Origin of the sequence: Rhizobium sp. BK316, assembly GCF_014193695.1 — a bacterium.
In the GTDB taxonomy this organism is placed as follows: domain Bacteria; phylum Pseudomonadota; class Alphaproteobacteria; order Rhizobiales; family Rhizobiaceae; genus Rhizobium.
Genome location: NZ_JACHZR010000001.1, coordinates 97,631 through 111,490, shown reverse-complemented (window position 1 = coordinate 111,490; position 13,860 = coordinate 97,631). Strand labels below are relative to the sequence as shown.

General features: G+C 60.1%; 13 protein-coding genes. 8 read left to right on the top strand and 5 right to left on the bottom strand.

The window, feature by feature from the left end; genetic code table 11:
* Positions 1 to 123: 123 nt before the first annotated feature.
* Both FHT87_RS00410 and FHT87_RS00405 read right to left on the bottom strand, forming a co-directional pair.
* Positions 124 to 1,062 (bottom strand): PfkB family carbohydrate kinase, encoded by a 939-nt coding sequence (locus tag FHT87_RS00410; RefSeq protein WP_183798583.1) that lies wholly within the window; start codon positions 1,060 to 1,062, stop codon positions 124 to 126.
* 3 nt (positions 1,063 to 1,065) lie between these two features.
* Positions 1,066 to 1,866, bottom strand: coding sequence for a class I fructose-bisphosphate aldolase (locus FHT87_RS00405; protein WP_183798580.1), 801 nt, complete (start codon positions 1,864 to 1,866; stop codon positions 1,066 to 1,068).
* A 226-nt stretch (positions 1,867 to 2,092) separates the two neighbouring features.
* Here FHT87_RS00405 and FHT87_RS00400 point away from each other — a divergent pair, with 226 nt between their 5' ends.
* Both FHT87_RS00400 and FHT87_RS00395 read left to right on the top strand, forming a co-directional pair.
* A complete protein-coding gene (locus FHT87_RS00400; RefSeq protein ID WP_183734051.1) occupies positions 2,093 to 2,854 on the top strand; it encodes a DeoR/GlpR family DNA-binding transcription regulator in 762 nt (253 codons plus the stop codon).
* A 156-nt stretch (positions 2,855 to 3,010) separates the two neighbouring features.
* Positions 3,011 to 4,045 (top strand): LacI family DNA-binding transcriptional regulator, encoded by a 1,035-nt coding sequence (locus tag FHT87_RS00395; protein WP_183798579.1) that lies wholly within the window; start codon positions 3,011 to 3,013, stop codon positions 4,043 to 4,045.
* On the opposite strand, the gene FHT87_RS00390 is transcribed toward FHT87_RS00395, so the two are convergent.
* On the bottom strand, positions 4,033 to 4,986 hold the full coding sequence (locus FHT87_RS00390) for an alpha/beta hydrolase (RefSeq protein WP_183798576.1): 954 nt from the start codon (positions 4,984 to 4,986) through the stop codon (positions 4,033 to 4,035). The two genes, FHT87_RS00395 and FHT87_RS00390, sit on opposite strands and share 13 nt — an antisense overlap.
* Positions 4,987 to 4,995: 9 nt before the next feature.
* Positions 4,996 to 6,144 (bottom strand): Gfo/Idh/MocA family oxidoreductase, encoded by a 1,149-nt coding sequence (locus FHT87_RS00385; RefSeq protein WP_183798573.1) that lies wholly within the window; start codon positions 6,142 to 6,144, stop codon positions 4,996 to 4,998.
* Positions 6,145 to 6,395: 251 nt separating this feature from the next.
* Here FHT87_RS00385 and FHT87_RS00380 point away from each other — a divergent pair, with 251 nt between their 5' ends.
* The 6 genes from FHT87_RS00380 to FHT87_RS00355 are packed head-to-tail and all read left to right on the top strand — an operon-like array spanning position 6,396 to position 11,614.
* On the top strand, positions 6,396 to 7,217 hold the full coding sequence (locus FHT87_RS00380) for a sugar phosphate isomerase/epimerase (protein ID WP_183798570.1): 822 nt from the start codon (positions 6,396 to 6,398) through the stop codon (positions 7,215 to 7,217).
* 9 nt (positions 7,218 to 7,226) lie between these two features.
* Positions 7,227 to 8,303 (top strand): Gfo/Idh/MocA family oxidoreductase, encoded by a 1,077-nt coding sequence (locus tag FHT87_RS00375; RefSeq protein WP_183798567.1) that lies wholly within the window; start codon positions 7,227 to 7,229, stop codon positions 8,301 to 8,303.
* On the top strand, positions 8,303 to 9,124 hold the full coding sequence (locus FHT87_RS00370) for a sugar phosphate isomerase/epimerase (protein ID WP_183798564.1): 822 nt from the start codon (positions 8,303 to 8,305) through the stop codon (positions 9,122 to 9,124). Before FHT87_RS00375 ends, FHT87_RS00370 begins: the two co-directional genes overlap by 1 nt.
* Complete coding sequence (locus FHT87_RS00365; RefSeq protein ID WP_183798561.1) at positions 9,121 to 9,954, top strand: alpha/beta hydrolase; 834 nt, start codon at positions 9,121 to 9,123, stop codon at positions 9,952 to 9,954. The genes FHT87_RS00370 and FHT87_RS00365 overlap by 4 nt, the downstream gene beginning before the upstream one ends.
* On the top strand, positions 9,951 to 10,670 hold the full coding sequence (locus tag FHT87_RS00360) for a ribulose-phosphate 3-epimerase (protein ID WP_183798558.1): 720 nt from the start codon (positions 9,951 to 9,953) through the stop codon (positions 10,668 to 10,670). Before FHT87_RS00365 ends, FHT87_RS00360 begins: the two co-directional genes overlap by 4 nt.
* Positions 10,670 to 11,614 (top strand): ROK family protein, encoded by a 945-nt coding sequence (locus FHT87_RS00355; RefSeq protein WP_183798555.1) that lies wholly within the window; start codon positions 10,670 to 10,672, stop codon positions 11,612 to 11,614. Before FHT87_RS00360 ends, FHT87_RS00355 begins: the two co-directional genes overlap by 1 nt.
* Before the next feature lie 80 nt (positions 11,615 to 11,694).
* Here the strand turns inward: FHT87_RS00355 and FHT87_RS00350 are convergent, their stop codons facing one another.
* A complete protein-coding gene (locus tag FHT87_RS00350) occupies positions 11,695 to 13,431 on the bottom strand; it encodes a ShlB/FhaC/HecB family hemolysin secretion/activation protein (protein WP_183798552.1) in 1,737 nt (578 codons plus the stop codon).
* Between the last annotated feature and the right edge of the window lie 429 nt (positions 13,432 to 13,860).

Here is a 13,860-nt window from a genome sequence, read left to right as displayed (position 1 = left end):
CTCCCTATTATCACCGCCATCCAATCTTCAGGACAGCCCCTCCCCGGTGCTGTTTCGGATCGAACCGAAACCGTCATCTGCGCACGCCAATCCGATCGTCCGGGGCACCAGTGTGATGAACTCTCAGTCCGGTGGCGCGATCGGTCTGGGCACGGGTGCATTTTCCCTCGCCATCCACGCGAGACAAGCGCTCTGATCCGGCAGGGCCATGCGGCCACCGGGGCCAGTCACCGAGATCGCGGCTGCGGCAGTTGCATAAACGGCGCAGTCGACAGGCTGCTTTCCCTGTGTCAGCGCAAAAGCATAAGCGCCGTGAAAGCAATCTCCGGCGCCCGTCGTGTCGACCGCTTTGACCTCGTAGGCCGGGACATGCCACAAAACGGCGTCTCCGGTCTGCCTGATATAGGATCCTCGCTCGCCGTCGGTTAAAACGAGTGCGCTTCGGTCGTCAGACCACAGCTTGCGCAGGATCAACGTCGGATCGGTTTCGCAGGAATAAGTCTGCGCAAATTTCAATGGCAATACCAAGTGGTTGGACAGGCTCATCAATCGTTCGGTTGCCGGCCCGATCGTCCATTCAATGTCTGCCACCACTGCCAAGCCCAGCTTGCGGGCGCGCGCAACGATCGTATCAGCGTGGGTGGCATAACCGTCGATCAAAAGCACCTGAGCCTGCGCAAGAGTGCTGTCGGTCAGCGACTCCGAGGTCCCGTGTGGCACATCATCGTCATAGGCGATAAATCTGTCGCCTTCAGGTCCGACCGTGATGACCGAACGTATTGGCCTGGCATCGGAGCGGCGCGGCGCAAAGGATATATCGACCCCGTGCCGTTCAAGCTCGCGGGCGCTGATATCGGTGAGAGGCTGATCGCTCAGCCAACCGATGAAACCGGCCCGTCCCCCAAGCTTTGCGACTGCGACAAGGGCCGTCGCGACATTGCCGCCGTGGTCCTGGGTACGATTTGTCACTTTCCCCTTGCCGGCACTCAGCGGGCGGTCGACATAGATGATATCGTCGATCGCCAGAGCCCCGAAGCCCAGAACCTGAAGGTTGTGTGTCACCTGTCAACCGCCCGCGGCAGCGAGCGCCTCTTGCGGCGCCATGCCGCTGTGAATGACAAGCTTGAAGGCGCGCGCCGCCATCGTCGTGTCGCCGTGTCCCCAAAGGTTTCGTCCCACCACGGCACCCTTCGCTCCGGCGCGTAAGGCATCGAAGGTCTGCGTCAGAGCTCCGAGCAGATTTTCCGTTTTCGGACCACCCGCGATAACGACGGGAACCGGGCAGGTGGCGACGGTTTCCTGGAAAGAGTCGAAGTCCCCGGTGTATCCGACCTTGATCACGTCAACGCCGGTCTCAAACCCGATCCGCACGGCATAGGCGATTTCGTCGGGGGTGAAGACGATCTTGCCGCCGTTTGAATAGTCGCGGGGATAGACATGGGCAACGACCGGCATTTCAAAGCGGGCAGCGGCGTTGACGGTATCGGTGAGCCAGCGAATATATTCGCCTTCCGTATTGCCGCGCACCGGAATGGCAACGGCCAGAGCATCGGCACCGTAGCGTACCGCATCCTCAGGGGTCGCGATCAACTGACGGATTCTGTCGTCCGGCGTAAAGCAGCCGGCTTGAATGACAAGTGCGGCCCTGCCGGCATAGGCGGGCCACAAGTGACGCGCAGCACCAGGCTGAATGCTGATATAGTCCGGCTCTCCGGCCATCACCCGCTTTAGAGCGCCCGGCAGATCCGCCAGGCCGCCCTCACGGACGTTGCCATAGCCAACGAAGTGGTCGACCGCGCCACCGAACAAATGCCCCGACGGATGTGAAAACAGCCGTGACAGGCGAATTTTGGTTCCAAGGCCCATATCGATACTGTCCCTCTACAAGTTTGATTTCGCGTTGAGACCCTAACTCGAAAATAAACGAATGTTCAATATTTCGATTTCTTTCGTTTTGATTTAAGATGAGTGGAACGTGGACTGGACATATGCTGATACCGCCCTTCATCGCGTCTTTTGACCACAATGGTTGCCCTGGATTTTCGATTTTCGAAAGTTCAGTACCGTCATCGAAAGGAATTTGAGGTAACACATGCTTGCGGAACAACGACGACATCAGATCATGCTGGAACTTCAGCGAACCGGCCAAGCGCGCACCACGCAGCTGGCGGAGAACTTCGGCGTCTCCGAAGTGACCATCCGGTCCGACCTGGAAATTCTGGATGCCAAGAAGCAGCTCATCAAGACGCATGGTGGTGCGATAGCTTTGCCGGCCAGTTCGCCCGCGGCAGCCTTCGAAGAACGGATGAACCGCAATTTCGATGCCAAGCGACGCATCGCGCAGATGGCGGCGCGCCAGATCATCGACAACCAGTCCGTTGTGTTCGACAGTGGCTCGACACTGCTGCAGGTCGCCATGCAAATGCCCCCGGTCAACAATGTCGTGGTGGCCACAACCGCCATGAACATCGCGCAGCATCTGATGTATCGGCCGGGGCTGGACGTGCATATGATCGGCGGCCGGGTCTTTCCCAGCACCGTCAGCACGATCGTCTCGGATTCCGACAAGGCCGTGGGCGGCCTTGTCGCCCACCAGGCGTTCCTCAGCGCTCATGCCATCGATCACGCATTCGATGTCGTCGATGTCTCGGAGGACATTGCACGCACAAAACGTAATCTGGTCCGCATGGCGAGGCGTGTCATTCTCGTGGCGGATTCCAGCAAGTGGGATATTGGCGCCTCGTCCAAGGCATTTTCGCTTTCACGTGTCGATCTGATCATCACCGACACCGGCATGCCGCACGGGATTCGCAATCGGTTGGACAAGCTGGGAGTCGAAGTGCGTTATGTGTAGAGGCGATCAGGCTGCCAATTGTGCTTTACGTAACAAAAAATTTTGCGCATGCGACATTGTCAGGCTACAAACGCAATTCGAAAGCCCCCACACTGACCGCCTTTGCGATATCGGCTGACGCAGACGATCCTCGGCGCAGTGCAACCAGAATTGCCAATGGCCAAGATGACGATCAAAACCATGGACGATTTCGCCCGGTCCTGTGGCGTTTCCCGTCCAACGCTTTCGAGGTATTTCGATGACCCGAACAGCGTAAAGCCGGTGACGCGTAAACGCATCGAGGAGGCGCTATCGGCATCGGATTACCGTCCCAATCTCTATGCGCGCAACCTCAATCGCAAGAGGACACGCAACATCGGCATTCTCGTGCCCGTCATCACAGATCCATTCTATGCCGAAATGGTCAACCGTCTGGAATTGCTTGTCCGTGGTGAAGGTTACTGGCCAATCGTCATTTCGTCCCACGGCTTGCCGGATCTTGAAGCCGAGGCTGTGAACACGCTTCTGTCATTGAAGGCTGCCGGCGCGATCATCGCGCCTCTCGGTCTTTCTTCCGAGCCTCGCATCTTCGAAAAACTCCGGGAGAGCATTCCCATTGTCTACTTCGATACGTTCATCGAAGGCGACACGCCCTTCATTGGCAACAACAACGCCCAAAGCGTTGCGACGATTGTCGACTATCTCTGCCGATCGGGGGAGCCGCCTGCATATTTCGACATTCCGCATGTCAATCACAATTCCGGGGAGCGGCTGGCAAGTTATATCGCCACGATGGAATCGCTCGGCTTCGAACCGGTCGTGTTTGGCGCCACAGAGAGCTATGGCTGGGATTTCGAACGTATGGGATATGAGCAGACCGACGCAATGATCGCGGCCGGTACGCTTCCGGGCAGGACGATCCTCTGTGCGAACGATCGCCTCGCCTTCGGCGCGATGGCAGCCGCCCATTCGCGCGGCCTTCGCGTCGGCCGCAGGAGCGATAGCGATCTGCGCATCGCCGCCCATGACGACCACCCCCTCAGCCGCTATACGTGCCCGCCGTTGACGACGATGGCGCAAGACTTCACCGCCATGGCGCGTGGCAGCGTCGACACACTGCTTTCGATGCTGGACGAAGACGATGACACCACGCAGGTCGTTGCCCGAAAAATCATCCTCGACGGTACATTGGTGATGCGTCAGTCGGCGTGATCGACGAGGCTGCGCCATCCGGCAACCGCCTCTTCCACCGCCCGCCGCGCCGCCGGAATGTGCCGCCCCATGGAAACGAAGCCATGGATCTGATCCTGCCAGCGCCGCAGGATTACAGGGACACCCGCCTCGGCAAGCCGGCGGGCATAGGCCTCGCCTTCGTCTGCGAGGATATCCTGGCCCGCAATCGCGACGAAGGCCGGTGGCAAGCCCGCGACATTTCCGACGCGCAGGGGAGAGACGCGCCAATCAGCGATATCAGCCACGTCGCGGACATAATGATTCCGGAACCAGCGCATCGTTGAGGCCGTCAAACCGTATCCTTCTGAAAACCTGACAAAGCTGTCGGTCGTCTGCCCGGCATCGGTGTTGGGATAGAGCAGAAGTTGCGCCGAGATTTTCCGCGCAACGCCATCCCGCGAGAGAAGCGATAGGACAGCAGCCAGATTGCCGCCGGCACTATCGCCCGCCACCGCGATCCGATCTGGATCGATACCGAGCGCGCTTGCCTGCTCCACCACATGGGCAAGCGCCGATACGCAATCTTCCAGGCCCGCCGGGAACTTGTGCTCGGGCGCCAGCCGGTATTCCGGGCAAAATACGATACAGGCGCCGATATTTGCAAACCAACGGCAGATCTCGTCATGGGATTCAAGTGTACCGACGACCCAGCCGCCGCCGTGAAGATAGAGAAGTGCGGGCGCATCCGCGTTCGGAGCACCCACACCGCGATAGATTCTGAGCGGGATCGGGCCGCCCGTCCCAACGATCGCTCTGTCCTCGATGGCCGCGACCGGCTCGCGATCGCCCTGCAATGTCGGGCAACCCACATCGTAGGCAGCGCGCGCCTCGTTTACTGTCCCCCGCTCAAAGGGCGGTTGGTTTGCGGCGCGACCGAGCGCCAGGACATGCGCGGCGCCGGGATCCAATCGATCTTTCATCGCTTCACCTCAAGCAAGCAGGCTGCGAGCTTCATCGTCCCCAAGCAGCGGCGGTTGTGCGACTGTGCCCGCGATCGCAACCGCGCTCCTGGTCTCGCTGGATGCCAGGGTCGCCTCCATGATCTCGAGAACATGAAGCGCCAAATCGCCGGAGGCGCGCGGCGCCCTGCCCTCGCCAAGCGCGCGGACGAGATCGGCAACGCCCAGCATGCGATAGTTGGCGCGGTCGGGAGCGCTATACGGCCAGTTCAGGGCGCCATACAACTCGCCCTCGCTTTCGAAATTCTTCCATTCCGCGCCGCGCTCGGAAAGCGAGACCGTTCCGCCGAATGTATCGGGATCAGGCAGGCGCAACGAACCCTCCGTACCGTGCAATTCGATCGGATGATTGGAATGCCGGAAGACATCCCACGACGTACCAAAATTCACCGTCGCGCCCGATTGAAACTCGAGAAGCGAGAGCACGTTGGTCGGCGTCCCAACTTTGAAGCTGGTGTTCTTGAAGGGGCCGTCAGCGGTGATCAGCCGCTCTTCCTGGCCTTTCGTCGCCATCGCCATGACGCTTTTCACCGGGCCGAGCAGATTGACCAGCATCGTCAGATAATAGGGACCCATGTCGAACATCGGCCCGCCACCGGGTTGATAGTAGAATTGCGGATTGGGATGCCAATGCTCCATGCCGCGGCCGAACATGAAGGCGGTGCCGCTGACCGGGCGACCGATCGCACCTGCATCCATCAAGCCTCGCGCACGCCGGCCGGCGGCACCGAGGAATGTATCGGGAGCCGAACCCAACAAGAGATCGCGACTTTTGGCCTCGGTCACAAGCTTCCGTCCTTCAGCGGCCGACGTCGCGAGCGGCTTTTCGGTGAAGACGTGCTTGCCGGCGGAAAGCGCCGACATCGTCACGTCGAAATGGACGGCAGGGATCGTAAGGTTCAGGACAAGATCGACTTCGGGGTCTGCCAAGAGCGCATCGACCTCCATTGCCCGGATGCCGTATTCCTTCGCCCTCAGTGCCGACATGTCGGATGATATGTCGGCACAGGCCCTCAATTCGACCCCGGCAAACAGGCCGGCATTACGTAGATAGGTCATCGAGATATTGCCGCAGCCGATCACGCCGATGCCCAGCCTGGTTCCCGGATATGCTTTCATGAATTGGCCTCCCCACCAATTTCAGATGTTTTGCCCACCATCGATGGGCATCGCTGCCGCGACAATCGCTATAGAACATTTTATTTCTTGACGCGCGATAAATTTTTATAAACCATGCGGAAATAGCGATCCGACCATCACACGCGGCTTGCCAGGGAACGTCGCCACTTCGCCATCATGCCAAAAGCGCGGTCATACCGGTCCAGCGGCATATCAACGAAGCCTACGCAGGACGAAGTCAAGGAATGGGCATGAGTATCAAAGACCTGAAAGTCGGCTGCCAGACATTCACCTGGGAAATGCTCGGGAAAAACTGGAATGGCGGTCCAGACGATCTGCTGGAGGCCATTGCGGAGGGCGGCTATGCGGGCATCGAGATTACCGACACGATGATCGGCCACTACGCGGATAGTCCCGACGATTTCGCCGCGAGCCTGAAGAAACATGGCCTGATGCTGGTTTCTTTGGCGATCGGCTCGAAAAGCGGCTTCACCGTCAGGCAAGAGATCGACAACGACCTCAGGACCACGCAGCGCTGGATCGATTTCGCGGCTGCCTTTTCCGGCGCCCTCGTTTCGATCGGTTCGGCGACGGTTGTCTCCGAAGGACCACGGGAGGCGAAATTCGAAATCGCCGCGGAATTCTACAATCGGGCCGGCGAACTGGGCAAGGCATCGGGCGTGGATATCGCTGTGCATCCGAGCTCGCACCACAATACGCTGCTGTTCGACCGTGCCGATTATGACCGGATCTTCTCGCTTCTCGACAAGAACCTCGTCGGCTGGGTGCCGGATACCGGCCATATTCTGCGCGGCCACGACGATATTCTGGATACGCTGCGAACCTATCAGGACCGTATCCGCTATCTGCACCTCAAGGACGTCGATGCAGAGGGCAAATGGGCCATGCTTGGCAAAGGGGTCTGCGATACGCCCGCCGTGATCGAGATCGTCGCTGCCGCGCCGCGCTTCAATGGCTGGCTGGTCTTGGAAGAGGAATCAGACACGGCCGCTGCCGACCCTGCGACAGCCGTCAGGACGAACCGCGAAACGATGCGCCGCTACGGCGCCTGAGGAAGAGATATGATCCGTAAGGAAGACCGACGGCTGCGTGTGGGTGTGCTCGGCTGCGGCCCGATCGCACAGTTCGCCCATCTCGAATCCTGCGTGAAGGCTGGGAATGCCGACCTCTACGCCATCTGTGATGCAGCACCTGACCTGCTCGCGCGCATGGGCGCGACATACGAACCACACAAGATGTATGCCGATTATGACGCGATGCTCGCGGATCCCGAGCTCGAAGCCGTCATCATCGCCACGTCGGATGCCTATCACGTACCGATGTCCATCAAAGCGCTAGATGCTGGAAAGCATGTGCTCTGCGAGAAGCCCACCGGTGTGACGGTCGAGGAAGGCCAGGCGCTCGCCGACGCCGTCAAGCGCTCCGGAAAGGTGCTGCAGGTCGGTCACATGAAGCGGTTCGACCCGGCGCTGGAGGCTGCCCGGGATTTCGTCCGTGACGATATCGGCGAGATTTTCGCGCTGAAAGCCTGGTACTGCGACTCCACCCACCGCTACACCAATACCGATGCGGTCCAGCCGCTGCCGATCACCAGCAAATTCGCCAGAAAACCCTCCGGAAATCCCAAGGCTGACCTGCGCCAGTATTTCATGCTGGCGCATGGCTCGCATCTCGTCGATACCGCCCGTTTCCTATGTGGCGAGATCGTCGCAGTGCGAGCCCGCCTTCTCGAGCGCGCCGGCACCTATTGCTGGTTCGTGGAAACCGAATTCGCCAATGACGCGCTCGGTCATCTCGATCTGACGGTGGCCGTCCGCATGGACTGGCATGAGGGCTTCCAGCTCTATGGCGAAAACGGTTCGGTAATCGCCAGGACCTTCAATCCCTGGTACCTCAGGGCAAGTGAAGTCGAGATCTTCCACGAAAAGGACGCGACGACCCGCAAGCCGCTCGGAGCTGACGGGCACTTCTTCCGCCGGCAGTTGGAAGGGCTTGCCGATACCGTGCTGAACGGAGCGCCGATGCGCGGCGCCGATATAGAGGACGGCATCGCCTCCATCCGCGCCATGGTCGCCATCGCCCGCTCGGTCGAAACGGGCGAACGTGTCGAACTCGCAACCGTCACGGGGTCCGTCTGATGCAGCTTGGCATCTTCGCAAAGACCTTCCCCGGCACCGATCCCCGGCAGGTGCTCTCGGCCGTGCGCGACAACGGATTTGCGACGACTCAGTTCAATCTCGCCTGCGTCGGCCTGCCATCGATGCCGGATGCAGTGGCGCCGGAAACGATCGCAGCGATCCAGGCTGCATCCGAAGTGACCGGCGTTTCGCTCGCGGCACTTTCAGGCACCTATAACATGGCCCATCCGGACAGGTCCGTGCGGGAAAGAGGGCTCAAACAGCTTGGCGTGGTGATCGAAACGGCAGCGGCCTTGCAGATTCCGCTGGTGACGCTCTGCACCGGCAGCCGCCATGCCCAAGACCAATGGATGTATCATCCGGATAACGCGCTTCCGTCCGCCTGGGCCGATATGGCGGCCGAAATGGAAAAAGCGCTGGAACTCGCCGAGCGGCACGACATCGATCTCGGCATCGAGCCGGAACAGGCAAACATCGTCACCTCCGCCGCCGATGCGGTGCGGCTGATCGGAGAGATGGGGTCGAGGCGCCTGCGCATCGTGCTTGATCCGGCAAACCTCTTCGAGCGGGCGACACCGGCCGAAGTGTTCGACATTATTGCGAGGGCGATCGATATCTCGGCCGAGCATGTGACGATGGCCCATGCGAAGGATCGTTATGCCGATGGCCGCTTCGCGACGGCGGGTCAGGGCATCGTCGATTTCCCTGCCTTCATCGACGGCCTGCGCGCGACCGGTTTTAACGGTGCGTTCGTCACGCACGGTCTTACGGCAGAAGAAGCACCCGCCGTCGCCAGATTTCTTTCGGATCTGATCCGATGAAGACGCGCATCGCCTTCAAACGAGACGATGCCGACCTTTCAGTCTACGACTGCGGGACAGGCAAAGCCTTGCTCTTTCAACACGGGCTCGGCGGCGATGAGGCGCAGGTCGCGCAGGTTATCCCCGCGGGGCTAGACTGGCGGCGGATCACGACCGAGTGCCGCGGGCATGGCAACTCGACGCTCGGCACGCGCCGCCCCTTCTCGATTGCGATGTTTGCAGCCGACGTCATCGCCGCAGCAGACGAAAAGGGAGTAGATCGCTTCATCGCCGGCGGCGTCTCGATGGGCGCAGCCATCGCGCTGCATCTGGCCAAAACATATCCCGAGCGTGTCATGGGCCTCATCCTGGTGCGACCGGCCTGGTCGTTTGCCCAAGCCCCAGACAATCTCGCGCCGATCCGCGAGATCGCGGCATTGCTTCGATCTCATTCGCGTGCCGACGGCCAGACACTTTTTGCAAGATCCGCGACGGCGGAACGTCTGCGGATGGACGCGCCAGACAATCTCGCGTCCCTGCTTGGTTATTTCGAACGCCCGGATGCGCCTGATTTCGCAGACGTCCTGTGCGACATCGCCTCGGATGGAACCGGCGTTTTGCAAGAGGACGCGGCAAAGCTTTCTGTTCCCGCTCTCGTCCTCGGCAACCGGCAGGATGCCATTCACCCTCTCGCCGTCGCACAGGTGATAGCTGACACACTTCCAAATGCGCATTTCCTCGAAGTCCCTGCGAAGGCAGCGGATGCCGAAGCGCATTTCGCTGCGGTCCGAACGGTCATCCTGCAGTTCCTCGACACAGAATTCAAACATCGGAGCGTCGCTCACCCATGACATCGAAACCTCTTCCGGGCGGCGCCATCGCCGCATTGCCCCGGCACAGACTGCTCGGCGAGTTTTCGCTCTGGTCCGCAGATCTCGCCAATATGGAGCGCGACCTTCACCGTATCGAGCCCTATGTCGATCTCCACCATATCGACGTTGCCGACGCGCGCTTTACGCCCGGCTTCCTGTTCTTTCCCGATTTCGTCGCCCGCATCGCCAGGCTGACGGCAAAGCCGATCCACGTGCATCTGATGGTCGAGGCCGAGATTGTCGAGGAGCAGACGCGCCAGTTCATCGAGGCGGGCGCCGGTCTCGTCAGCGTTCATGCCGAGAACGGCGAAGCCGGCCTGCGCGCGGTGGCACTCGCAAAGGAGCTCGGGGCCGAAGCCGGCGTCGTTCTGCGGCTGGAAACTCCGATCACCGAAGCAGAACCGTTCCTCACCGAGGTCGCTTTCTTCACGCTGCTCGGGACATCGATCGGCGTCAAGGGACAAAGCCTTTCGGACAAAGCCTGCGACCGGCTGCGTGAAGCGCGGTCGCTGATGAAGCGTGTCGGACGCGAACAGGAGATTGTTCTTGCGGCAGACGGCGGCATCCGTGAACAGACGGTTCCACTGTTGCGGGCAGCAGGCGCCGAGACGGTCGTGCTCGGATCGTTGGCGTTCGGTGACAAGGATCTGCCGGGGCGTATTGCCTGGCTGCATGCTTTGGAGACCCAGCCCTGATGAGCAGGATTGCGCTTGCATTCGATCTGGGTGGAACGGAGTTGCGCGCAGCACTGGTCGGCGACGGCGGCAAATTGCTGGCCTTCGCGTCCATGCCGACGCGCGCCAGGGATGGACCGGATGCAGTTATCGAGCAGATCGCGATGCTTGCGAAAAAAACCTGCTCGGAAGTTCCCGACACCAGACCGCTCGGCATTGGCATTGGAGCACCCGGCCCGCTCGATCCGGTCGCTGGCATTCTCACCGCACCGCCGACCCTCTCGGGCTGGCGTGAAGTGCCCCTCGCGCGCCTTCTTCAGGACCGCCTGAACCTGCCGGTGCGGCTGGAGAACGATGCGAACGCCGCCGCTCTCGGCGAATGGCGTTTCGGCGCCGGCCGTGGCGCGGCCTCGCTGGTATTCGTCACCGTGTCTACCGGCATTGGCGGCGGGGTGATCTCCGATGGCCGGATCATGCATGGGCGCCGCGGGCTCGCTGGCGAAATCGGCCATATGACCATTACGAGCGAGAGCGAACGATGCCTTTGCGGGGCGGTGGGCTGCTTCGAGGCGGTGGCGTCGGGCACTGCACTCGGCCGGCGTGCGACGGCTCTTACAAAACCCGGCGACGGTTCGGCGCTGCGAACGCTGTCCCACGATGGCGAGGTGACCGGTCGACACGTTGTCGAGGCGGCGCGCGCCGGCGACGAAACGGCACTTGGGCTGATGGACCAGGAAGCCCGCTGGCTGGGCATCGGCTTTACCAATCTGCTCCATCTCTATTCGCCCGACATGATCGTCATGGGCGGTGGAATTTCCCACGGATACGATCTCCTTCGGCGATCGATTGAGGCTACCATTCACGAGCGAGTGATGCCCGCCTATCGCGACGTGCCCGTGGTGCCGGCGCAACTCGGGAGCCATGCGGGATTGATAGGCGCCGCAAGCCTGATTTTTTCAATTTAACATGCAATGAAACCGCAGTTTGCCGTCATGAATTACACTCGCTATTGCTCATGTCCTTGCGCGTGAGCGCAGCTGGTCATTCAGAACTGCAGCGAGGCGCTCACGAAAAACAGATCCCACATGTTGGTATCGGCGGTGCTTTTGAAGATGTGGGAATATCCAAGGTCGGCGCTGACCGTCCCGCCCGAAAGCCGGCTTCCAACTGTCCAGCTGGCGATGTCACCGCTTTCAATGCCGAAACGCGCTTGCCCGAATACATGGCCGTAATCGATGCCGGCATAGGGACGCAACTCGCCCAGTCTGTCGGCGAGCATCCTATTGCCTGCCCATGGCTGCGTGCGCCAGACGATTTCGTTGCGCGTGAAGACACCGTTATTGCCGAAAAGCACGCTGTCGCGCGTGCCGCGCACATTGCTGTAGCCGCCAAGTGAAAGCTGCTCGGCCCCGAACAGATTATCCGGCGAATACTGTCCATTGATTATCGTCGCGACTTGCAGCTGCTGACCGGAAATCTCGAACGGCGTCGTGACATTGACTGTTGCGGAAAACTTGGAGAATTCCGGATCGGCCTCGGCGGCTGCAGGCTCACCACGCTGAACTGCGTCGAACAGATCGAGGCCCTGGCTGTAGCCGAGATCGAAGACCCAGACCCCGCCCAGCATGCGGCGGGAATGAGAGATACCGAGACTGCCGACCGTATATTGACGGCTGCCGACCTCGATGCGGCTTCCCATGAGAAAATTGTCGGTCTGCTTGTAATTGAGCGCCGCATTCAGCGTCGTGATGGAATTCTTGTCGCGCAGCAACACCCGATCGAGGCTGACGCCGAATTGGCCTGAATCACCCGAGGTCTCGATATCGGCGAAGTTACCTGGGATTTTGCTGTCATAGTGATACCAAGATCCGTTCAGCCCCAGCGTCCAATAGCCGTAGGGCACGCTGAACGCGCCGGAAATGCTGTTGCTTCGGCCCACCCCGTCGTTCGGCCAGGGATAATCCGGCCCTGTATGCTGATAGGAAAGCGAGATGAGGTCGTTCAGGTCGAAGAGGTTGTCCATGCCGAACGACAGCGAGCTTTGGGAATAACCCGTCGAAGCCTGGCCGAGATTGTTGTTTGCGACCGAGAAATGCCATGGCTTGTCCGGCTTGTTCTCGACGTTGAGGATCGACTCGCCTGGCTGCCTGCCCGGCAACATCGCCGTCTTTGCGTTGTTGGAGGATAGCCGGTTGATCTGGTCGAGACCTTGCTCGACATCGCGAATATTGACCGGCCTGCCGCGCATGCCGGGAAAGGCCGTTGCAAGAAGACCGCTCGAGGCGGCCGCCTTACCATTCAGATAAATATCCGAAAGCGATCCCTCCGCTGCGACAAGACGCAATGTCTTCGTTGCGGCGATGTCCTGCTCGGGAACATAGAAGCGTGAGGTTATGTAACCCTTGTCCACATAGAGAAAGGTCAAGCCCTTGAGCAGGGCGTTGATATCGGCAAGGCCGATGCAGCTGTTTTTATAGCGTTCGAGAACTGGCGCGAGCGCTGCCTGCGGCAGCAGCGTCACGCCCTCCACCTCGACATGTGTAATGCCGAAGCACGGTCCTTTTTCCTTAACGACCTGCGGCGGCGCCTCTGCCTCGGAACCACCGGGCGTGGCAGCCTGGAGGGCATTGAGCCGCTGTGCTCGTTTCAGGTCGGTTTGCCTGCGCATGAACTCATCTGCGGGCGATCTCGCTGGTTCGGCCGATTGCGCAAAAGCTTTGGCCGCCGCAAGGCTTGCCATGGCAAAAACCGCAAGCCACGACTTCAGGGGAATGCTTCGCATGATACGCTCTATGTCCTGGACGGTTCGCCTGATAACGCAACCTCATGCTTCACCGTCTTATCTTCGCAAATGCCCGACACGCTCGTCAGGCGAGCAATGTCTGCCTCATGGCAGATCTCGTAGAGATTGAATCTTTCGCCAGACTGGATGTCATCTCAACAAAAGGTTGCTCGCGCTTCCTGTGGTCGGGCCTCGCCGCGAACCTGGCACCGCTAACAGAATTATCATATTGATTTATCTACGTGATTCTTTCTTCGGCGAAAAATCCGATTTGGTATTGTCTGAAATCCTCGGCATCCCATTAAGTAAATCATCACCTTAAGATTGAGCAATATTCCAATACACGTTGACTCTCGCCGCCAGGTTGTCGCATTGCCTGATTTCCCGCTTGCTGCGCTGCAACCGGGTTGTCGGTAGCAGAGGTTGTGA